Below are 17427 nucleotides of genomic sequence, written 5' to 3'. Positions count from 1 at the left end.
CCTCAGGACGGCCGGCGGGCGAAGGCCAGCAGCAGGCCGAAGCCGATCATCATCGCGCCGCTCGCGCGGTTGAACCCGCGCATCGCGCCACCGCTGCGCGCCAGCGTGCGCATCCGGGCGCCCAGGAGCGCGTAGAGCGCGATCGCGACCGTCTCCAGCACCAGGAAGGTCGTGCCCAGTAGCAGGTAGCTCGTGGCGTAGGCGTCGGGCGCGACGAACTGCGGCAGGAAGGCGGTGAAGATCAGGATCGCCTTCGGATTGCTCATGGCGACGGTGAATTCCTGGCGGGCCAGCGCCCGGCGCGACGGCGGCGACGCCGGGCCGGCCGCGGCGGCGTCCCCCATGGTCGGAGCCGGCGCGCGCAGCAGTCGCACGCCGAGCCACACCAGGTAGGCCGCACCCAGCCACTTGAGGGCGCCGAAGGCGATCTCGGAGGCCGCCAGCACGGCGCCCATGCCCAGGCCGGCGATGGCGATCATCAGCGCGAAGGCCGCCAGCCGGCCCGACGCGGCCCGCACCGCGACGCCCACGCCGTGGCGCGCGCCATTGGTGACCGACAGCAGGTTGTTGGGACCGAAGGCCAGGTTCAGCGCGAAACACGCCGGCAGGTAGAGCAGGTAGGTGGACAGGGTCATGGCGTGATGGATGGCGGGGCGGTGGAACGAAGAGACGGGAAGCGTGAAGGCCCATCGCGGGACGCTCCCCGCGGGTGCCGCCGGCCTGCGCATAATTCTGCCGACCCTATGACCCTCACCGAACTCAAATACATCGTCGCGGTCGCGCGGGAGCGACATTTCGGCAAGGCGGCGGAAGCCTGCCACGTCTCCCAGCCGACGCTGTCCGTGGCGATCAAGAAGCTGGAGGACGAGCTGGAGGTGAAGCTGTTCGAGCGCAGCGCCACCGAGGTCACGGTCACGCCGCTGGGCGGCCAGATCGTGCAGCAGGCCCAGAGCGTCCTGGAACAGGCCGCCAGCATCAGGGAGATCGCCAAGCGGGGAAAGGACCCGCTCTCCGGTCCCCTGAACCTCGGGATCATCTACACCATCGGTCCTTACCTGCTGCCCGACCTGGTGCGCCAGAACATCGCTCGCACGCCCCAGATGCCGCTGATGCTGCAGGAGCATTTCACCACCCGGCTGCTGGAGATGCTGCGCGCCGGCGAGATCGACTGCGCCATCATGGCCGAGCCCTTTCCCGACACCAACCTGGCGCTCGCGCCGCTCTACGACGAGCCCTTCGTCGCCGTGGTGCCGGTGGGTCATCCGCTGGCGGCGCGCCGGTCCATCACCTCCGAGGAACTCAAGAGCGAGACCATGCTGCTGCTGGGCACCGGTCACTGCTTCCGCGACCACGTGCTGGAGGTCTGCCCCGAGTTCGCGCGCTTTTCCAGCAACGCCGAGGGCATCCGCAAGAGCTTCGAGGGGTCGTCGCTGGAGACCATCAAGCACATGGTGGCCTCGGGCATGGGCGTGACGCTGGTGCCACGCCTGTCGGTGCCGCCCGAGGCCATGACGCCGGCGTCGGGGGGGCGTGGCGATGCCGAGCCGGCGATGGTGCGCTACCTGCCCGTGGACGACGGCAAGGACCGCCCGCCGCCGACCCGGCGCGTGGTGCTGGCCTGGCGCCGCAGCTTCACCCGCTACGAAGCCATCGCGGCGCTGCGCAACGCGATCTACGCCTGCGAACTCCCGGGCGTGATGCGGCTTTCGTGATTGGCCGACACGCGACGCGCGTCGAAGCTGCCACCATCGGTCGTCCGGTCTCGAGCGTCGCCCGTCCCCGCAGGGCCGGTGGCGATCCGGACCCCTTCCCACCCAACGTCACCCACCCAGTCAAAAGGACCCCGTCATGGCCAAGGAAAATGGTAAATCCGTGAAGAAGATCAAGTCGACCTTCGAGGCGCCCGACGCCGGCGAAGGCACCGTGCCCACCAAGGGCGAGGTGCCGGTCGCGCAGGAATCGGGTGGCCGCAACGCGCCCATCATCAACATCGGCATCGAGCGGCAGGACCGCGCGGCGATCGCCGAGGGCCTGAGCCGTGTGCTGGCCGACACCTACACGCTCTACCTCACGACCCACAACTTCCACTGGAACGTCACCGGGCCGCACTTCAACTCGCTCCACGCGATGTTCATGGACCAGTACACCGAACTGTGGAACTCGACCGACGTCATCGCCGAGCGCATCCGCGCCCTGGGCCACTACGCGCCCGGCTCGTATGCCGAGTTCAGCAAGATCGCCACCGTGCCCGACGTCCCCCAGAACCCGCCCAGGGCGATGGAGATGGTGCGCATCCTGGTCAAGGGCCACGAGACCGTCTCGCGCATCGCGCGCGAGTTCATCCCCGTGGCCGAGGAGGCCGGCGACGACCCGACGGCCGACATGCTGACCGCGCGCTGCACGGTCCACGACCAGACCGCCTGGATGCTGCGCTCCCTCCTGGAGGAGTGAGCCCGGTCCCGCCGCGCGCCGCAGGGCGCGCACGGCGGACGTCGGCGGATCCACGAGCGGCACAATGCCGCTCTTTTCATTGGGAGCTTCGACCATGGCTCGCGGCCGCGTGGCGCTGTACCTCGATCTGATCCGCTGGAACCGGCCGGCCGGGTGGCTGCTGCTGCTGTGGCCGACGCTGGGGGCGCTGTGGTTCGCCGCGGGTGGGTGGCCGGGCTGGCACCTGCTGGTGGTGTTCGTGCTCGGCACGATCCTGATGCGCAGCGCCGGCTGCTGCGTCAACGACGTCGCCGACCGCGACTTCGATCGCCACGTCAAGCGCACGGCGCAGCGGCCGGTGACGAGTGGCGCCGTCTCCACCCGCGAGGCGCTGGGGCTGGGCGCCGTGCTGGCGCTGGCAGCCTTCGGACTCGCGCTGACCACGAACGCGGCGGTGATCGCTTGGTCCTTCGCCGGGCTGGCGGTGACGCTGGCGTATCCGTTCGCCAAGCGCTTCGTGTCGCTGCCTCAGGCGGTGCTGGGCGTGGCGTTCTCGATCGGCATCCCGATGGCCTTCTGCGCGGCGGGGGGCGCGGACGTGCCGATGCGCGACGCCCTGGCCCGGGTGCCGGCGCAAGGCTGGCTGCTGCTGGCCGGCAACCTGGCCTGGGTGCTGGCCTACGACACCGAATACGCCATGGTCGACCGCGACGACGACCTGAGGATCGGCATGAAGACCTCGGCCATCACTTTCGGCCGTTTCGACGTCGCGGCGGTGATGCTGTGCTACGGCGCCTTCCTGCTGCTCTGGGGTGTCTGCGGCCTGCGTGCCGGCCTGGGCATGCCGTTCTGGGCCGGCATCGCCTTAGCGGCGGTCCAGGCGCTCTGGCACTGGCGGCTGATCCACGACCGCACGCGCGACGGCTGCTTCAAGGCCTTTCGCCTCAATCACTGGCTGGGGTTCGCGGTGTTCGCGGGCATCGTGGCCGCTTTCGCGTCGCGCTGACCGAACGGCGCGGGTGCGCCAGGACGTCCCGACGGCCTTCTCAGGCGCGGCCGAACTCCTGCGCCAGTTCGCCCGCCCGTTGTTCGGCGGCACGGATCGCCGTCTTGAAACGTGCCTTGACCTCGGCCGCTTCCATGGACTGCAGGGCCGCGTAGGTCGTGCCGCCCTTGGACGTGACGCGCGCGCGCAGCACCTCGGGCGGCTCGTCGGCCGACCGCGCCAGCGCCGACGCGCCCGTGAACGTGCCGATGGCCAGACGCCGCGCCTGCGCCGGCGTCAGTCCCATCTCGACGCCGGCCTCGGTCATGGCCTCGATGAAATAGAACACGTAGGCCGGACCCGAACCCGACATCGCCGTCACGGCGTCGAGCGCCGGTTCGGCGTCGACCCACATGAGTTCGCCCGTCGGCGCCAGCACGTGTTCGACCCGCGCGCGTCCCTCGGCGGGCACGTCGGCGCGCGCGAAGAGGCCGGTCATGCCCTGGCCGACCAGCGCCGGCGTGTTCGGCATGGCGCGCACGATCGCCTCCGTGCCCAGCCAGCGCGCGATGCTCGCCGACGGAATGCCCGCGGCCACGCTGAGGTGCAGCGCGTCCCGGGCGTGGGGACCGGCCGCGGCCGCGGCCTCGGCGAAGCTCTGGGGCTTCACGGCCCAGACGACCAGCGCGCAGCGTCCGAGCGCCGGACCGGCGGACGCCCGGGCGGTGACGCCGAACTGGCGCGCGAGGCGCGCCCGCGCCTCCTCGAACGGTTCGACGACCTCGACCGACCCGGTCGGCAGGCCCTCACGGATCAGGCCGCCCAGGATGGCGCTGGCCATGTTGCCCCCGCCGATGAAGGCGATCGGCGGCAGCGATGCGGCGGACGGGGAAGCGGTCGACGAAGCGGTTGGCGCGGGAGCGGGCGATGGCATGGCGGAGGTTCCTTGGCAGGCGACGAGGAAGGCGAACGGAGCGAGCCTTGATTGTCGCCGCGCCGCGACGGCCCACGGATCGACTCGCGAAGCAGCGGTTGACAAGGTGTTTCGGACCTGTCAAAATCGCGGGCTTCGCTTCAAAAAGGCGAAGCTTCTGCCCAGCGGAAGCGCCCCAAGTGGTTTGGGGTGCGGACGACGGGCCCAAGACTGATCGGGATCATCGCCAGCAGGCGGCGCCCGGTACAAGTTGGGAACCAATCGAAATGATCCAAACTGAATCCAGGCTCGAAGTGGCCGACAACACAGGCGCGAAATCCGTCCTGTGCATCAAGGTGCTCGGCGGTTCCAAGCGGCGCTATGCCAGCGTGGGCGACGTCATCAAGGTGAGCATCAAGGAAGCCGCTCCGCGGGGTCGCGTCAAGAAGGGCGAGATCTACAGCGCAGTGGTGGTTCGCACCGCCAAGGGCATCCGTCGCGCCGACGGCTCGCTCGTCAAGTTCGACGGCAACGCCGCCGTTCTGCTCAACGCCAAGCTGGAGCCCATCGGCACCCGCATCTTCGGACCGGTCACGCGCGAACTGCGCACCGAGAAGTTCATGAAGATCGTGTCGCTGGCACCCGAAGTTCTGTAAGGACAACCCCGTCATGAACAAGATTCGCAAGGGCGACCAGGTCATCGTGCTGACCGGACGCGACAAGGGCAAGCGCGGCACCGTTTCGCTGCGCAAGGACGACTCGCACCTGATCGTCGACGGCATCAATACCGTCAAGAAGCACACCAAGCCGAACCCCCTCAAGGGCACGACCGGTGGCATCGTCGAGAAGACCATGCCGATCCATCAATCGAACGTGGCGATCTTCAATGCCGCGACCGGCAAGGCCGATCGCGTGGGCATCAAGATCACGGACGGCAAGCGCGTGCGCGTTTTCAAGTCCAGCGGCGACGAAATCAAGATCGCCTAAGGAAAGACTCACATGGCACGTCTCCAACAAATCTACCGCGAGAAGATCGCGAAAGACCTGACCGAGAAGTTCGGCTACACCTCGCCGATGCAGGTCCCGCGTCTGACCAAGATCACGCTCAACATGGGTGTGGGCGAAGCGGTCGCCGACAAGAAGGTCCTCGACAACGCCGTCGCCGACCTCACCAAGATCGCCGGCCAGAAGCCCGTGGTCACCAAGTCGAAGAAGGCCATCGCCGGTTTCAAGATCCGCGAGAACCAGCCCATCGGCTGCATGGTCACGCTGCGCGGCGTGCAGATGTATGAATTCCTGGACCGTTTCGTGACCGTGGCCCTGCCGCGGGTGCGTGACTTCCGTGGTATTTCCGGTCGCGCCTTCGACGGCCGTGGCAACTACAACATCGGCGTCAAGGAACAGATCATTTTCCCCGAGATCGAATACGACAAGGTCGATGCCCTGCGCGGTCTCAACATCAGCATCACGACGACGGCCAAGAACGACGAGGAAGCCAAGGCGCTTCTCGCCGGCTTCCGTTTCCCGTTCAAGAACTGAGGCGAACCGTGGCCAAACAATCCCTGATCCAGCGCGAACTCAAGCGCGACAAGCTCGTCGCCAAGTACGCCGCCAAGCATGCCGAGCTCAAGGCTGCCTCCAACGACATGAGCAAGAGCGACGAAGAGCGCGCCCAGGCCCGTCTCGGCCTGCAGAAGCTGCCCCGCAACGCGAACCCGACCCGCCAGCGCAACCGCTGCGAGATCACCGGTCGCCCGCGTGGCACGTTCCGTCAGTTCGGTCTGGCCCGCGCCAAGATCCGCGAACTGGCTTTCAATGGCGACATCCCCGGTGTCACCAAGGCCAGCTGGTAAGCCAGGCAGGAGCAAACAACATGAGCATGAGTGATCCCATCGCCGACCTGCTGACGCGCATCCGCAATGCGCAGATGGTGGCGAAGCCCACCGTGTCGATCCCGTCTTCCAAGGTGAAGGTCGCGATCGCACAGGTGCTGAAGGACGAAGGCTACATCGACGGATTCCAGGTCAAGACCGAAGACGGCAAGTCCGAACTCGTCATCGACCTGAAGTACTATGCCGGTCGCCCCGTCATCGAGCGCATCGAACGCGTGAGCCGCCCCGGCCTGCGCGTCTACAAGTCCAGCACGACGATCCCGCAAGTCCAGAACGGACTCGGTGTCGCCATCGTCACCACCCCTCAAGGCGTGATGACGGACCGCAAGGCCCGCGCCAATGGCGTCGGCGGCGAAGTCCTGTGCTACGTCGCCTGACCGAGACATCGAGGAGTAACTGAAATGTCCCGAGTAGGAAAAATGCCGGTCGCCATCCCCGCAGGCGTGGATGTGTCGGTCAAGGAAGACCAGATCAGCGTCAAGGGTGCGGGCGGCACGCTCAACCTGGCCCGCAATGCCCTGGTCAATGTCGTCAGCAACGACGGCAAGCTGAGCTTCGAGCCCGCCAACGATTCGCGTGAAGCGAACGCGATGAGCGGCACGCTGCGCCAGCTGGTCAACAACATGGTGGTCGGCGTCACGAAGGGCTTCGAGAAGAAGCTCAACCTCGTGGGCGTCGGCTACAAGGCTGCTGCACAAGGCACCAAGCTGAACCTGCAAGTGGGGTACTCCCACCCGGTCAACATCGACATGCCGCAGGGCATCACGGTGACCACGCCGACCGCGACCGAAGTCGTGATCAAAGGCGCGGATCGTCAACGTGTCGGTCAGATCGCCGCCGAGATTCGCGCCGTCCGTCCGCCCGAGCCCTACAAGGGCAAGGGCATCCGGTACTCGGACGAGAAGATCGTGATCAAAGAGACCAAGAAGAAGTAAGGGCAGCCATGACAACGTTGACCAAAAAAGCACAGCGTCTGCGCCGCTCGCGTCAGACCCGCATCCGCATCGCGACCCAGGGCGTGGCCCGTCTCACGGTGAACCGCACCAACCTGCACATCTATGCCACCGTCATCTCCGACGACGGCACCAAGGTGATCGCCACGGCATCGACGGCCGAAGCCGAACTGCGCACGTCGCTGGGCGGGTCGGGCAAGGGCGGCAACGCCGCTGCCGCCACCGCGGTGGGCAAGCGCATCGCCGAGAAGGCCAAGGCGGCCGGCGTCGAGAAGGTGGCGTTCGACCGCGCAGGTTTCGCGTACCACGGCCGTGTCAAGGCCCTGGCCGAAGCGGCCCGCGAAGCCGGCCTGCAGTTCTAACCGGACACGAGATACAAAATGGCAAAGATTCAGGCAAGAACGCAGAACGAAGGACCCGAAGACGGTCTGCGCGAGAAGATGATCGCGATCAACCGTGTCACCAAGGTGGTGAAGGGCGGTCGCATCCTCGGTTTCGCGGCACTGACGGTCGTCGGTGACGGCGACGGTCGCGTCGGCATGGGCAAGGGCAAGTCCAAGGAAGTGCCCGCCGCCGTGCAGAAGGCGATGGAAGAGGCACGTCGCAATCTGGCGAAGATCTCCATCAAGAACGGCACGCTGCACCATCGCGTGACGGGTCACCACGGCGCCGCCTCGGTCGTCATGATCCCGGCCCCGAAGGGCACCGGCATCATCGCCGGCGGCCCGATGCGCGCCGTGTTCGAAGTCATGGGCATCACCGACATCGTGGCCAAGAGCCATGGTTCGTCGAATCCCTACAACATGGTTCGCGCCACGCTCGACGGCCTGAAGAACTCCACGACGGCCTCCGAAGTCGCTGCCAAGCGCGGCCTCACCGTCGAAGAGATCTTCGCCTGAACGGCGATCAAGTACACGGAAGCATCGAAATGACGACGCAAGAACAAACCCTCAAGGTGCAGCTCGTGAAGAGCCCGATCGGCACCAAGGAATCGCATCGCGCGACGGTGCGCGGCCTGGGTCTGCGCAAGCTCAACAGCGTGAGCGAACTGCAGGACACCCCCGCCGTGCGCGGCATGATCAACAAGATCAGTTACCTGGTCAAAGTGCTCTGACAAGAGTCACCGGAAAGACGCATATGGAACTCAATGGCATCAAGCCGGCAGCCGGCGCCAAGCACGCCAAGCGCCGGGTCGGCCGCGGTATCGGTTCGGGTCTGGGCAAGACCGCCGGTCGTGGTCACAAGGGTCAGAAGTCGCGTTCGGGCGGCTTTCACAAGGTTGGCTTCGAAGGCGGTCAGATGCCGCTGCAGCGCCGCCTGCCCAAGCGCGGCTTCAAGTCGCAGACGCTGAAGTACAACGCCGAAGTCACCCTGACCGCGCTGGAGAACCTCGGCTTGGCCGAAGTCGACATGCTGGCGCTCAAGCAGGCTGGCCTGGTGGGTCAGATGGCGAAGGTCGTGAAGATCATCAAGACCGGTGAACTGACGAAAGCCGTCAAGTTGACCGGCATCGGCGCGACGGCCGGCGCCAAGGCGGTGATCGAAGCCGCTGGCGGCAGCGTCGTCTGATCCTGGACTGAAGGAAAGTTTCCGTGGCAACCAACGCAGCAACGCTCGCGAAGACAGGCAAGTTCGGCGACCTGCGTCGTCGACTGGTCTTCTTGCTGCTCGCGCTCGTGGTCTACCGGATCGGTGCGCACATCCCGGTGCCCGGCATCAACCCCGATCAGCTCGCGCAGCTGTTCCAGGGTCAGCAAGGTGGCATCCTGAGCCTGTTCAACATGTTCTCGGGCGGAGCGCTGTCGCGCTTCACCGTGTTCGCGTTGGGGATCATGCCGTACATCTCCGCATCGATCATCATGCAATTGATGACCTATGTGCTTCCCACCTTCGAGCAATTGAAGAAGGAAGGTGAGTCGGGACGCCGGAAGATCACGCAGTACACGCGTTATGGCGCGTTGGGTCTGGCGCTGTTCCAGTCGTTCAGCATCGCCGTGGCATTGGAATCCTCCGCTGGCCTCGTGATCTCGCCGGGCTTCGGCTTCCGCATCACGGCGATGATCAGCCTGACGGCCGGTTCGATCTTCCTGATGTGGCTGGGCGAGCAGATCACCGAGCGCGGCTTGGGCAATGGCATCTCGATCCTGATCTTTTCGGGCATCGCGGCCGGGCTGCCCAGTGCGATCGGTGGGCTGCTTGAGCTGGTCCGCACGGGAGCGATGAACGTGCTCGTGGCGATCTTCATCGTCGCGGTGGTGATCCTGGTGACCTATTTCGTGGTTTTCGTGGAACGCGGACAACGCAAGATCCTCGTGAACTACGCGCGGCGCCAGGTCGGCAACAAGGTCTATGGTGGCCAGTCGTCGCACCTGCCCTTGAAGCTCAACATGGCCGGCGTGATCCCGCCCATCTTCGCGTCGTCCATCATCCTGCTGCCGGCCACGGTGGTCGGCTGGTTCAGCGCGGGCGAGGGCATGCGCTGGATCAAGGACATCGCCGGTGCATTGACGCCGGGACAGCCGATCTATGTGCTGCTCTATGCGGCCGCCATCGTGTTCTTCTGCTTTTTCTACACGGCCCTCGTGTTCAACAGCAAGGAGACTGCGGACAACCTGAAGAAGAGCGGTGCGTTCATTCCGGGCATTCGTCCGGGTGACCAGACCGCACGCTACATCGACAAGATCCTGGTTCGGCTGACGCTGGCGGGCGCCGTGTACATCACGTTCGTGTGCCTGCTGCCGGAGTTCCTGATACTGAAGTACAACGTGCCGTTTTATTTCGGTGGGACGTCCTTGTTGATCATCGTGGTGGTCACGATGGATTTCATGGCCCAGGTGCAGAACTACATGATGTCGCAGCAGTACGAGTCGCTGCTCAAGAAGGCGAATTTCAAGCCTTCTTAGGACCGGTTGTTGTCATTGATTCCGAGGCTGCGGACAGGCGGTCACGTTAAACAGTTTTAGGAGAATGAAATGAGAGTTTCGGCTTCGGTCAAACCCATCTGCCGTAATTGCAAGGTCATCCGTCGTAAGGGCGTGGTGCGTGTGATTTGCACCGACCCGCGCCACAAACAGCGCCAGGGTTGATTGAGACGTAATTAGAGGACGAACATGGCACGTATTGCTGGCATCAACATCCCGCCGCACAAGCACGCTGAGATCGGCCTGACGGCCATCTTCGGCATCGGTCGCACCCGCGCCCGTCAGATCTGCGAAGCGAGCGGCATCGAATATTCCAAGAAGATCAAGGATCTGACGGACGCCGATCTCGAGAAGATCCGCGACCAGATCGCTCTCTTCACGATCGAGGGCGACCTGCGCCGCGAAACGACGATGAACATCAAGCGCTTGATGGACATCGGTTGCTATCGTGGGTTCCGTCATCGCCGTGGCCTGCCGATGCGCGGCCAGCGCACGCGCACCAATGCCCGTACCCGCAAGGGTCCGCGCAAGGCTGCGCAGTCCCTGAAGAAATAAGGATTGAAACAGCATGGCTAAAGCTCCTGCCAATAACGCCGCACAGCGCGTTCGCAAGAAGGTTCGCAAGAACGTCGCGGACGGCATCGCCCACGTGCACGCTTCGTTCAACAACACGATCATCACGATCACGGACCGTCAGGGCAATGCCCTGTCGTGGGCGTCCTCGGGTGGTCAGGGTTTCAAGGGCTCGCGCAAGTCGACGCCCTTCGCCGCCCAGGTCGCTTCGGAAGTCGCAGGTCGTGCCGCTGTCGAACAAGGCATCAAGAACCTCGACGTCGAGATCAAGGGCCCCGGCCCGGGCCGGGAATCGTCGGTGCGTGCGCTGGCCGCGCTCGGCATCCGCATCAATTCGATCGCTGACGTGACGCCCGTGCCGCACAACGGTTGCCGTCCGCAGAAGCGTCGTCGCATCTAAGCGCCTGACGTGCCGCGCAGCCCGCGTCACCGCGGCTGCGCATTTTGTTTTCAACGACAAGCCCACCGCCATTGGCACGCCGCCGATGGCTCCCGCAGGCAATGCGGCAGATGACATAGAAGGAAGATCAAGTGGCACGCTATCTCGGCCCCAAGGCCAAACTCTCCCGCCGCGAAGGCACGGACCTGTTCCTCAAGAGCGCTCGTCGCTCCATCCAGGACAAGGCCAAGTTCGATTCGAAGCCAGGCCAGCATGGCCGCACTTCCGGTCAGCGCACGTCCGACTACGGCCTGCAGCTGCGCGAGAAGCAGAAGGTCAAGCGCATGTACGGCGTGCTGGAGAAGCAGTTCCGTCGTTATTTCGAGGAAGCGGATCGCCGCCGTGGCAACACCGGCGCCAATCTGCTGTTCCTGCTGGAATCGCGCCTGGACAACGTCGTCTTCCGCATGGGTTTCGGTTCGACCCGCGCCGAAGCGCGCCAGCTCGTCTCGCACAAGGCCATCACGGTCAATGGCCAGTCGGTGAACATTCCTTCGTACTTGGTCAAGACCGGCGACGTCGTTGCCGTGCGCGACAAGTCGAAGAAGCAGAACCGCATCGTCGAAGCCCTGCAACTGGCACAGCAGGTCGGCATCCCGGCCTGGGTCGAGGTCAATGCCGACAAGGGCGAAGGCACCTTCAAGAAGGTCCCGGATCGCGACGAGTTCGGTGCCGACATCAATGAATCGCTGATCGTCGAACTGTATTCGCGCTGATTTGCTGCAACACGCACCGATCGGTGCGTCGTGTTTTTGTTTCTGTTTCGTTCCTGGCGCACGCACGGCGTGCGTCGGGCGCTTCGCCAGCCTTACCGGTGTAACGAACCGGGGGTATTGAGAGGAAGTCCGCATGCAAACCACCCTTCTGAAACCCAAGACCATCCAGGTCGAGCAACTTGCCGCCAACAAGGCCAAGGTGACGCTGGAGCCGTTCGAGCGTGGCTACGGCCACACGCTGGGCAATGCGCTGCGTCGCGTGCTGCTGTCGTCGATGGTGGGTTATTCCGCCACCGAAGTGACCATCGCCGGTGTGCTCCACGAGTACTCGTCGATCGATGGCGTCCAGGAAGACGTCGTCAACATCCTGCTGAACCTCAAGGGCGTGGTCTTCAAGCTCCACAACCGCGATGAAGTCACCCTCAGCCTGCGCAAGGACGGTGAAGGTGCCGTCACGGCGTCCGACATCCAGACGCCGCACGACGTCGAGATCATCAATCCCGACCATGTGATCGCCCACCTGTCGCAAGGCGGCAAGCTCGACATGCAGATCAAGGTCGAGAAGGGCCGTGGCTATGTGCCGGGCACGATGCGCCGTTATGCGGACGAGCCGACCAAGTCGATCGGTCGCATCGTTCTCGACGCCTCGTTCTCGCCAGTCAAGCGCGTGAGCTATACCGTCGAGAGCGCGCGCGTTGAACAACGCACCGATCTGGACAAGCTGCTCATCGAAATCGAGACCAACGGTGCGATCACCGCGGAGGACGCGGTGCGTGCCTCGGCGAAGATCCTGGTGGAACAGCTCGCCGTGTTCGCGCAGCTCGAGGGTGGCGAACTCGCCGCATTCGATGCGCCCGCACCGCGCAGCGCCCAGCAGTTCGATCCGATCCTGCTGCGTCCCGTGGACGAGCTCGAACTCACCGTGCGTTCGGCGAACTGCCTCAAGGCCGAGAACATCTACTACATCGGCGATCTGATCCAGCGCACCGAGAACGAACTGCTCAAGACCCCCAACCTGGGTCGCAAGTCGTTGAACGAGATCAAGGAAGTGCTTGCTTCGCGCGGCCTGACCTTGGGCATGAAGCTCGAAAGCTGGCCGCCGGCCGGCCTCGACAAGCGTTGATTTTTTGACGGCCCGCGAGGGCCGCAGTGCACCGGGCAGTACCTGATACGGCTGCCTGTTTTTATAAAGTAAAGGAAAGCACCATGCGTCACGGACACGGACTTCGCAAACTCAACCGCACCAGCTCGCACCGCCTCGCGATGCTGCAGAACATGATGAACTCGCTCATCGAGCACGAGGTCATCAAGACGACCGTCCCCAAGGCCAAGGAACTGCGCCGCGTCATCGAACCGATGATCACGCTGGCGAAGAATCCGACGCTCGCCAACAAGCGTCTTGCGTTCGATCGCCTGCGCAGCCGCGACAGCGTCGTCAAGCTGTTCGGCGAACTCGGCCCGCGCTACCAGGCGCGTCCGGGCGGCTACACCCGCATTCTGAAGATGGGCTTCCGTGTGGGCGACAATGCTCCGATGGCGCTCGTCGAACTGGTCGATCGTCCTGAAGTGTCGGAAGAAGAAAATAATCAGCAAGACGCTGCAGAATAAGATATAATTCCATCTTGCCGCGCGATGGAGCAGCCTGGTAGCTCGTTGGGCTCATAACCCAAAGGTCGCAAGTTCAAATCTTGCTCGCGCAACCAATTGAAGGGCCCTGTTTTCAACAGGGCCCTTTTTCTTTGGTCTCCGGCTTTCCAGTACAGGTCGGTGCCGTCCTGGCGCCACTTCCGGAAACTTGGATGCCTGAGATCGAAGACGCTCGTCCACTGCGTCCTCCGTCATCCGGGACATCCGAAATGCTTCAGGCGGACTCGGCCTGGGCCTGCACGGCCAGGCGCGCAATGCGTGTACCCTCGGTTCTCGATTTTTCTTCGAAGAACCCAGACATGCTTTACCGATTCAAGTCCCAGGCGACCGCCGACGTGGTCATGCTCGAGCCCAACGCTCGCCAGTTGCTCGATGTGATCGGCAAGACCCCGAGTCCGCAGGGCATCGTCACGGTCGACCAGATTCCGGCGGCCATCTCCGCCCTCGAGACCGCCATCCACCGGGAACTCGAGAACGGCAAGCACAATCATGACGCCATGGCCGCCGAGAACCACGACGAGGTCGCCGAGCGCGAGCACGTCGGCCTGCACCAGCGCGCGACGCCCTTTCTGGACATGCTCAAGCGCTCGCATGCCGAAGGTCGCGACGTGGTCTGGGGCGTCTGAGCCGGGCGAAACAGAAAAAAGCCGGGGAAACGGTGTCCCGTTTCTCCCGGCTCGTGAGCCTTGCCGCGAGGGCAGGGCGCCGTGTCAGTCGGCGTAGGCGCCGGCGGCCTTGACCACCGGACCGAACCGGGCGACCTCGGATTGAACGAATTTCTTGTGCTCGGCCGGCTCCATGCGCTTGTCGGTCACGACCACCGCACCGAGTGCTTCTTCCTTCTTGATGAACTCCGGATCCTTCAGGGCGACCTTGAGCGCGTCGTTGATGGTCTTGAGCACGGCAGGCGGTGTTCCCTTGGGGGCATAGAGGCCGTGCCAGATCGTGACCTGGAAGTTCTTCATGCCGGATTCGTCCAGCGTCGGGATGTCCTTGAGCGCCGGCGTGGTCAGGCGCTTGAGCGTCGTGACGGCGTAGGGCTTGACCTTCTTGCCCTCGATCTGGCTCGTGGTGTTGGTGGTCTGGTCGCACAGCAGGTCGATCTGGCCGCCGAGCAGGTCGGCGATCGCCGGCGCCGTTCCCTTGTAGGGAACGGTCGTCATCTCGGTCTTGAGTTCGCTCTGGAAGAGCAGGCCGCACAGGTGCGAGGCCGAGCCGACGCCCGCGTTGCCGAGGTTGACCTTGCTGCCGGTCTTGGCGATCCAGTCGCGCAGCTCGCTGATGTTCTTGGCCTCGAGCGTCGGCTTGCCGATGAGCGTCATCGGCACGTCGTTGATCATGCCGAGGTACTCGAAATCGGTCTCGTAGTTGTAGGGCAGCTTGCGGAACAGCACCGGCGTGGTGGCCATGCCGACGTGCGTGAGCAGCAGGGTGTAGCCATCGTTGCGCGCGCGCGCGACCTTGGCGTTGCCGATGGTGCTGCCCGCGCCGGCCGCGTTGTCGACCACGATGCTGATGCCGCCGAGCGGCTTGCGGATCGCTTCAGCCAGGTCGCGTGCCACGCGATCGGTCGGACCGCCGGCGGCGAAGGGCACGACGATGGTGATGATCTTGTCCTTGCCGGGGAAGTCCTGCGCTTGGGCGCCGGCGGCAGCGGCGGCGATCATGGCGAGGGCGAGCAGTTTTTTCATGACGGTTCCGGGGATAAAAGGCGGCGATCTTAGTGGGCCGTGCGGTCGCCGTAGCTCCAGATAAGTCCCTAGGAAGACCCCGGATGGCGCAAGGTCGAACCCGCGGGTCATGGGGCCTGCCGGCGCCTGTCCGAACGGACCGGACGGCCGTCCGGTCGGTCCTTCGGCACGCGACCCCTCATTCGTAGCGACGCGCGTCCTCGATCACCCGTCCGTCGTTGGGCAGGCTGCCGGGGGCGACGCATTCGATCGCGCACCGCAGCCGCGTCACCTCGCGCACGGCGTCGGCCACGCGTTGCGCCAGGTCCCGGTCCGGCGCCGTCTCGATCCTCAGGGTCATGCGGTCGTCGGCCATCTCGCCTTCGACCACCAGCCGTGCCCGGCATGTCGCCAATCCCGGGAAGCGTCGCAGCACCGCCGCCACCTGGCCCGGATGGACGAACATGCCACGCACCTTGGTGGTCTGGTCGGCGCGACCGAGCCAGCCACGGATGCGCACGTTGGTGCGCCCGGTCGGGCAGGGGCCCGGCAGCACCGCCGACAGGTCGCCGGTGCCGAAGCGCACCAGCGGATAGGCGCGATTGAAGGTGGTGACGACGACCTCGCCGACCTCGCCGTCGGCCACCGGGTCGCCGGTGCCGGGCCGCACGATCTCCAGCAGCACGCCTTCGTCGAGCACCAGGCCCTCGCGCGCGGGGGTCTCGTAGGCGACGAGGCCCAGGTCGGCCGTGGCGTAGCACTGCAGTGCGGCCACGCCGCGCTCGGCGAGCCAGTCGCGCAGGCTCGGCGGAAAGGCCTCGCCCGAGACCAGCGCCTTGTCGAATCCCGGCAACGCAAGGTTCGCGGCGGTGGCCTTCTCGATCAGGATGCGCAGCAGGCTGGGCGTGCCCATGTAGCCGGCCGGATGGAGGTCGGCCATGGCTTCGAGTTGCTGCTCGGTCTGGCCGGTGCCACCGGGGAAGACGCTGCAGCCCAGCGCGTGCGCGCCGCTCTCCATGATCGAGCCGGCGGGCGTCAGGTGGTAGCTGAAGCCGTTGTGGACCAGGTCGCCGGCGCGGAATCCCGCCGCGTGCAACGCGCGCGCGGTGCGCCAGGGGTCGGGGCCGGCGCCCTCGGGCTCGTAGATGGTGCCGGGACTCGCGAACACGCGTGGCATCGCCGCACCGCGCCCGACGGCGGCGAAGCCGCCGAACGGGTCGCTCGCGCGCAGGCGGCGCTGTCGCTCCAGAAGGTCGGACTTGCGCGTGACCGGCAGGCTGGCGAGCGCGGCGCGCGTGGTGATCGCGGCGCAATCGACGCCCGCCAGGATTTCCGCGAAAGCCGACGTCGCCGACATCGCATGGGTCAGCTGGGCGGGCAGCGCCGCGAGCAGCGCGGCCTCGCGCGCGGCCGGATCGCGTGTCTCCAGGGCGTCGTGGAAATCGCCGGACGTGTCGTGGTCCCTCATGCCAGCCACCGTTTCCTGCGCTTGTAGCTCTTGGCGTCGCGGAAGCTCTTGCGATCGGCACCGCCCATGCCGAGGTAGAACTCCTTGACGTCCTCGTTCTCCCGCAGGCTCGCGGCCGGACCGTCGAGCACCACGCGACCGCTCTCCAGGATGTAGCCGTGGTCGGCGAAGCGCAGCGCCATGGCGGTGTTCTGCTCGGCCAGCAGGAAGGTGACGCGTTCCTTCTCGTTCAGGTCCTTCACGATGGCGAAGACCTCCTCGACGATCTGCGGCGCCAGGCCCATCGACGGTTCGTCGAGCAGCACCATGGACGGGTTGGCCATCAGCGCGCGGCCGATGGCGCACATCTGCTGCTCGCCGCCGGAGGTGTAGGCCGCCTGGGAGGTCCGGCGCGTCTTCAGGCGCGGGAAGTACGCGTAGACCTTCTCCAGCGTGCGGGCGATGGCGGCCTTGCCGTCGGTGCGGGTGTAGGCGCCGGTCATGAGGTTGTCCTCGATGCTCAGGTGGGCGAAGCAGTGGCGGCCCTCCATCACCTGCACCAGCCCGCGCCGTACCAGCGCCGAGGGCGTGAGCGATTCGATGCGCTCCCCGCGCAGCTCGATCGTGCCCTTGGTGACCGCGCCGCGCTCGCCGGCCAGCAGGTTGCTCACCGCGCGCAGCGTGGTCGTCTTGCCCGCGCCGTTGCCGCCCAGCAGCGCCACGATGCCCCCTTCGGGCACCGACAGCGAGACGCCCTTGAGCACGAGGATGACGTGGTTGTAGATGACCTCGATGCCGTTGACTTCGAGGAGGAGGTTGGGCGTGCTCATGGGACGACGGC

At 65.5% G+C, this 17427-nt stretch carries 26 protein-coding genes and 1 tRNA gene; 22 read left to right on the top strand and 5 right to left on the bottom strand.

Going from position 1 to position 17427, the window contains the following annotated elements; translation table 11 throughout:
* Positions 1-2: 2 nt before the first annotated feature.
* On the bottom strand, positions 3-635 hold the full coding sequence (locus NF681_17785) for a LysE family translocator (GenBank protein ID UST54098.1): 633 nt from the start codon (positions 633-635) through the stop codon (positions 3-5).
* A gap of 108 nt (positions 636-743) precedes the next feature.
* Between NF681_17785 and NF681_17780 the strand changes: the two genes are divergently transcribed.
* From NF681_17780 to ubiA, 3 genes are all read left to right on the top strand, one after another.
* Positions 744-1712: a LysR substrate-binding domain-containing protein gene (locus tag NF681_17780; protein ID UST54097.1), complete on the top strand. Its 969-nt coding sequence runs from the start codon at positions 744-746 to the stop codon at positions 1710-1712.
* 136 nt (positions 1713-1848) lie between these two features.
* Complete coding sequence (locus NF681_17775) at positions 1849-2451, top strand: DNA starvation/stationary phase protection protein (GenBank protein UST54096.1); 603 nt, start codon at positions 1849-1851, stop codon at positions 2449-2451.
* Positions 2452-2545: 94 nt separating this feature from the next.
* A complete protein-coding gene (ubiA, locus tag NF681_17770) occupies positions 2546-3436 on the top strand; it encodes a 4-hydroxybenzoate octaprenyltransferase (GenBank protein UST54095.1) in 891 nt (296 codons plus the stop codon).
* A gap of 40 nt (positions 3437-3476) precedes the next feature.
* Here ubiA and proC read toward each other — a convergent pair whose 3' ends face one another.
* Positions 3477-4349, bottom strand: a complete 873-nt coding sequence (gene proC, locus NF681_17765) for a pyrroline-5-carboxylate reductase (protein ID UST54094.1) — start codon at positions 4347-4349, stop codon at positions 3477-3479.
* Positions 4350-4615: 266 nt separating this feature from the next.
* Here proC and rplN point away from each other — a divergent pair, with 266 nt between their 5' ends.
* From rplN to NF681_17670, 19 genes are all read left to right on the top strand, one after another.
* Positions 4616-4984: a 50S ribosomal protein L14 gene (gene rplN / locus NF681_17760; protein ID UST54093.1), complete on the top strand. Its 369-nt coding sequence runs from the start codon at positions 4616-4618 to the stop codon at positions 4982-4984.
* 13 nt (positions 4985-4997) lie between these two features.
* Positions 4998-5315 (top strand): 50S ribosomal protein L24, encoded by a 318-nt coding sequence (gene rplX / locus NF681_17755; GenBank protein UST54092.1) that lies wholly within the window; start codon positions 4998-5000, stop codon positions 5313-5315.
* A 12-nt stretch (positions 5316-5327) separates the two neighbouring features.
* Positions 5328-5867 carry a 50S ribosomal protein L5 gene (gene rplE / locus NF681_17750; GenBank protein ID UST54091.1) on the top strand — a complete coding sequence of 180 codons (540 nt, stop codon included), beginning with the start codon at positions 5328-5330 and terminating at the stop codon, positions 5865-5867.
* 8 nt (positions 5868-5875) lie between these two features.
* Positions 5876-6181, top strand: a complete 306-nt coding sequence (gene rpsN, locus NF681_17745; protein ID UST54090.1) for a 30S ribosomal protein S14 — start codon at positions 5876-5878, stop codon at positions 6179-6181.
* 20 nt (positions 6182-6201) lie between these two features.
* On the top strand, positions 6202-6597 hold the full coding sequence (gene rpsH / locus NF681_17740) for a 30S ribosomal protein S8 (GenBank protein UST54089.1): 396 nt from the start codon (positions 6202-6204) through the stop codon (positions 6595-6597).
* A 24-nt stretch (positions 6598-6621) separates the two neighbouring features.
* Positions 6622-7155, top strand: a complete 534-nt coding sequence (gene rplF / locus NF681_17735; protein UST54088.1) for a 50S ribosomal protein L6 — start codon at positions 6622-6624, stop codon at positions 7153-7155.
* A gap of 8 nt (positions 7156-7163) precedes the next feature.
* Positions 7164-7535: a 50S ribosomal protein L18 gene (gene rplR / locus NF681_17730; GenBank protein ID UST54087.1), complete on the top strand. Its 372-nt coding sequence runs from the start codon at positions 7164-7166 to the stop codon at positions 7533-7535.
* An 18-nt stretch (positions 7536-7553) separates the two neighbouring features.
* Positions 7554-8072: a 30S ribosomal protein S5 gene (gene rpsE, locus NF681_17725; GenBank protein UST54086.1), complete on the top strand. Its 519-nt coding sequence runs from the start codon at positions 7554-7556 to the stop codon at positions 8070-8072.
* Between the two features lie 29 nt (positions 8073-8101).
* Positions 8102-8287 (top strand): 50S ribosomal protein L30, encoded by a 186-nt coding sequence (gene rpmD / locus NF681_17720; protein ID UST54085.1) that lies wholly within the window; start codon positions 8102-8104, stop codon positions 8285-8287.
* Between the two features lie 23 nt (positions 8288-8310).
* On the top strand, positions 8311-8742 hold the full coding sequence (gene rplO / locus NF681_17715; GenBank protein ID UST54084.1) for a 50S ribosomal protein L15: 432 nt from the start codon (positions 8311-8313) through the stop codon (positions 8740-8742).
* A 23-nt stretch (positions 8743-8765) separates the two neighbouring features.
* Positions 8766-10076 carry a preprotein translocase subunit SecY gene (gene secY / locus NF681_17710; GenBank protein ID UST54083.1) on the top strand — a complete coding sequence of 437 codons (1311 nt, stop codon included), beginning with the start codon at positions 8766-8768 and terminating at the stop codon, positions 10074-10076.
* A gap of 69 nt (positions 10077-10145) precedes the next feature.
* Entirely contained in the window at positions 10146-10259 is a 114-nt protein-coding gene (gene rpmJ / locus NF681_17705; protein ID UST54082.1) for a 50S ribosomal protein L36, read from the top strand.
* Positions 10260-10283: 24 nt separating this feature from the next.
* A complete protein-coding gene (rpsM, locus tag NF681_17700) occupies positions 10284-10649 on the top strand; it encodes a 30S ribosomal protein S13 (GenBank protein ID UST54081.1) in 366 nt (121 codons plus the stop codon).
* A 13-nt stretch (positions 10650-10662) separates the two neighbouring features.
* A complete protein-coding gene (gene rpsK / locus NF681_17695) occupies positions 10663-11067 on the top strand; it encodes a 30S ribosomal protein S11 (GenBank protein ID UST54080.1) in 405 nt (134 codons plus the stop codon).
* Positions 11068-11198: 131 nt separating this feature from the next.
* On the top strand, positions 11199-11822 hold the full coding sequence (gene rpsD / locus NF681_17690; protein ID UST54079.1) for a 30S ribosomal protein S4: 624 nt from the start codon (positions 11199-11201) through the stop codon (positions 11820-11822).
* Positions 11823-11955: 133 nt separating this feature from the next.
* The gene (gene rpoA / locus NF681_17685; GenBank protein ID UST54078.1) at positions 11956-12945 is read left to right on the top strand and encodes a DNA-directed RNA polymerase subunit alpha; all 990 of its coding nucleotides are present in this window, start codon (positions 11956-11958) and stop codon (positions 12943-12945) included.
* A gap of 83 nt (positions 12946-13028) precedes the next feature.
* Positions 13029-13430, top strand: a complete 402-nt coding sequence (gene rplQ / locus NF681_17680) for a 50S ribosomal protein L17 (protein UST54077.1) — start codon at positions 13029-13031, stop codon at positions 13428-13430.
* Between the two features lie 18 nt (positions 13431-13448).
* Positions 13449-13525 (top strand) — tRNA-Met (locus NF681_17675).
* A gap of 243 nt (positions 13526-13768) precedes the next feature.
* Complete coding sequence (locus NF681_17670; GenBank protein UST54076.1) at positions 13769-14095, top strand: DUF1840 domain-containing protein; 327 nt, start codon at positions 13769-13771, stop codon at positions 14093-14095.
* Between the two features lie 84 nt (positions 14096-14179).
* Here NF681_17670 and NF681_17665 read toward each other — a convergent pair whose 3' ends face one another.
* The 3 genes from NF681_17665 to NF681_17655 form a co-directional block, all read right to left on the bottom strand.
* A complete protein-coding gene (locus tag NF681_17665) occupies positions 14180-15160 on the bottom strand; it encodes a tripartite tricarboxylate transporter substrate-binding protein (protein UST54075.1) in 981 nt (326 codons plus the stop codon).
* A 178-nt stretch (positions 15161-15338) separates the two neighbouring features.
* Complete coding sequence (locus tag NF681_17660) at positions 15339-16607, bottom strand: AMP-binding protein (GenBank protein UST54074.1); 1269 nt, start codon at positions 16605-16607, stop codon at positions 15339-15341.
* A complete protein-coding gene (locus NF681_17655; GenBank protein UST54073.1) occupies positions 16604-17416 on the bottom strand; it encodes an ABC transporter ATP-binding protein in 813 nt (270 codons plus the stop codon). The genes NF681_17660 and NF681_17655 overlap by 4 nt, the downstream gene beginning before the upstream one ends.
* Positions 17417-17427 lie beyond the last annotated feature (11 nt).

This window comes from Comamonadaceae bacterium OTU4NAUVB1 (genome assembly GCA_024372625.1).
Taxonomy (GTDB): Bacteria; Pseudomonadota; Gammaproteobacteria; order Burkholderiales; family Burkholderiaceae_C; genus Variovorax.
Note: the sequence above shows the minus strand (reverse complement) of the source record. Positions and strands in the feature narration are given on the sequence as shown.

Bases quoted from the DNA above. Each gene is read 5' to 3' on its own strand.
- NF681_17785 (UST54098.1), bottom strand. From the start codon at position 635: ATGACCCTGTCCACCTACCTGCTCTACCTGCCGGCGTGTTTCGCGCTG.
- NF681_17780 (UST54097.1), top strand. From the start codon at position 744: ATGACCCTCACCGAACTCAAATACATCGTCGCGGTCGCGCGGGAGCGA.
- NF681_17775 (UST54096.1), top strand. From the start codon at position 1,849: ATGGCCAAGGAAAATGGTAAATCCGTGAAGAAGATCAAGTCGACCTTC.
- ubiA (UST54095.1), top strand. From the start codon at position 2,546: ATGGCTCGCGGCCGCGTGGCGCTGTACCTCGATCTGATCCGCTGGAAC.
- proC (UST54094.1), bottom strand. From the start codon at position 4,349: ATGCCATCGCCCGCTCCCGCGCCAACCGCTTCGTCGACCGCTTCCCCG.
- rplN (UST54093.1), top strand. From the start codon at position 4,616: ATGATCCAAACTGAATCCAGGCTCGAAGTGGCCGACAACACAGGCGCG.
- rplX (UST54092.1), top strand. From the start codon at position 4,998: ATGAACAAGATTCGCAAGGGCGACCAGGTCATCGTGCTGACCGGACGC.
- rplE (UST54091.1), top strand. From the start codon at position 5,328: ATGGCACGTCTCCAACAAATCTACCGCGAGAAGATCGCGAAAGACCTG.
- rpsH (UST54089.1), top strand. From the start codon at position 6,202: ATGAGCATGAGTGATCCCATCGCCGACCTGCTGACGCGCATCCGCAAT.
- rplF (UST54088.1), top strand. From the start codon at position 6,622: ATGTCCCGAGTAGGAAAAATGCCGGTCGCCATCCCCGCAGGCGTGGAT.
- rplR (UST54087.1), top strand. From the start codon at position 7,164: ATGACAACGTTGACCAAAAAAGCACAGCGTCTGCGCCGCTCGCGTCAG.
- rpsE (UST54086.1), top strand. From the start codon at position 7,554: ATGGCAAAGATTCAGGCAAGAACGCAGAACGAAGGACCCGAAGACGGT.
- rpmD (UST54085.1), top strand. From the start codon at position 8,102: ATGACGACGCAAGAACAAACCCTCAAGGTGCAGCTCGTGAAGAGCCCG.
- rplO (UST54084.1), top strand. From the start codon at position 8,311: ATGGAACTCAATGGCATCAAGCCGGCAGCCGGCGCCAAGCACGCCAAG.
- rpmJ (UST54082.1), top strand. From the start codon at position 10,146: ATGAGAGTTTCGGCTTCGGTCAAACCCATCTGCCGTAATTGCAAGGTC.
- rpsM (UST54081.1), top strand. From the start codon at position 10,284: ATGGCACGTATTGCTGGCATCAACATCCCGCCGCACAAGCACGCTGAG.
- rpsK (UST54080.1), top strand. From the start codon at position 10,663: ATGGCTAAAGCTCCTGCCAATAACGCCGCACAGCGCGTTCGCAAGAAG.
- rpoA (UST54078.1), top strand. From the start codon at position 11,956: ATGCAAACCACCCTTCTGAAACCCAAGACCATCCAGGTCGAGCAACTT.
- rplQ (UST54077.1), top strand. From the start codon at position 13,029: ATGCGTCACGGACACGGACTTCGCAAACTCAACCGCACCAGCTCGCAC.
- NF681_17670 (UST54076.1), top strand. From the start codon at position 13,769: ATGCTTTACCGATTCAAGTCCCAGGCGACCGCCGACGTGGTCATGCTC.
- NF681_17665 (UST54075.1), bottom strand. From the start codon at position 15,160: ATGAAAAAACTGCTCGCCCTCGCCATGATCGCCGCCGCTGCCGCCGGC.
- NF681_17660 (UST54074.1), bottom strand. From the start codon at position 16,607: ATGAGGGACCACGACACGTCCGGCGATTTCCACGACGCCCTGGAGACA.
- NF681_17655 (UST54073.1), bottom strand. From the start codon at position 17,416: ATGAGCACGCCCAACCTCCTCCTCGAAGTCAACGGCATCGAGGTCATC.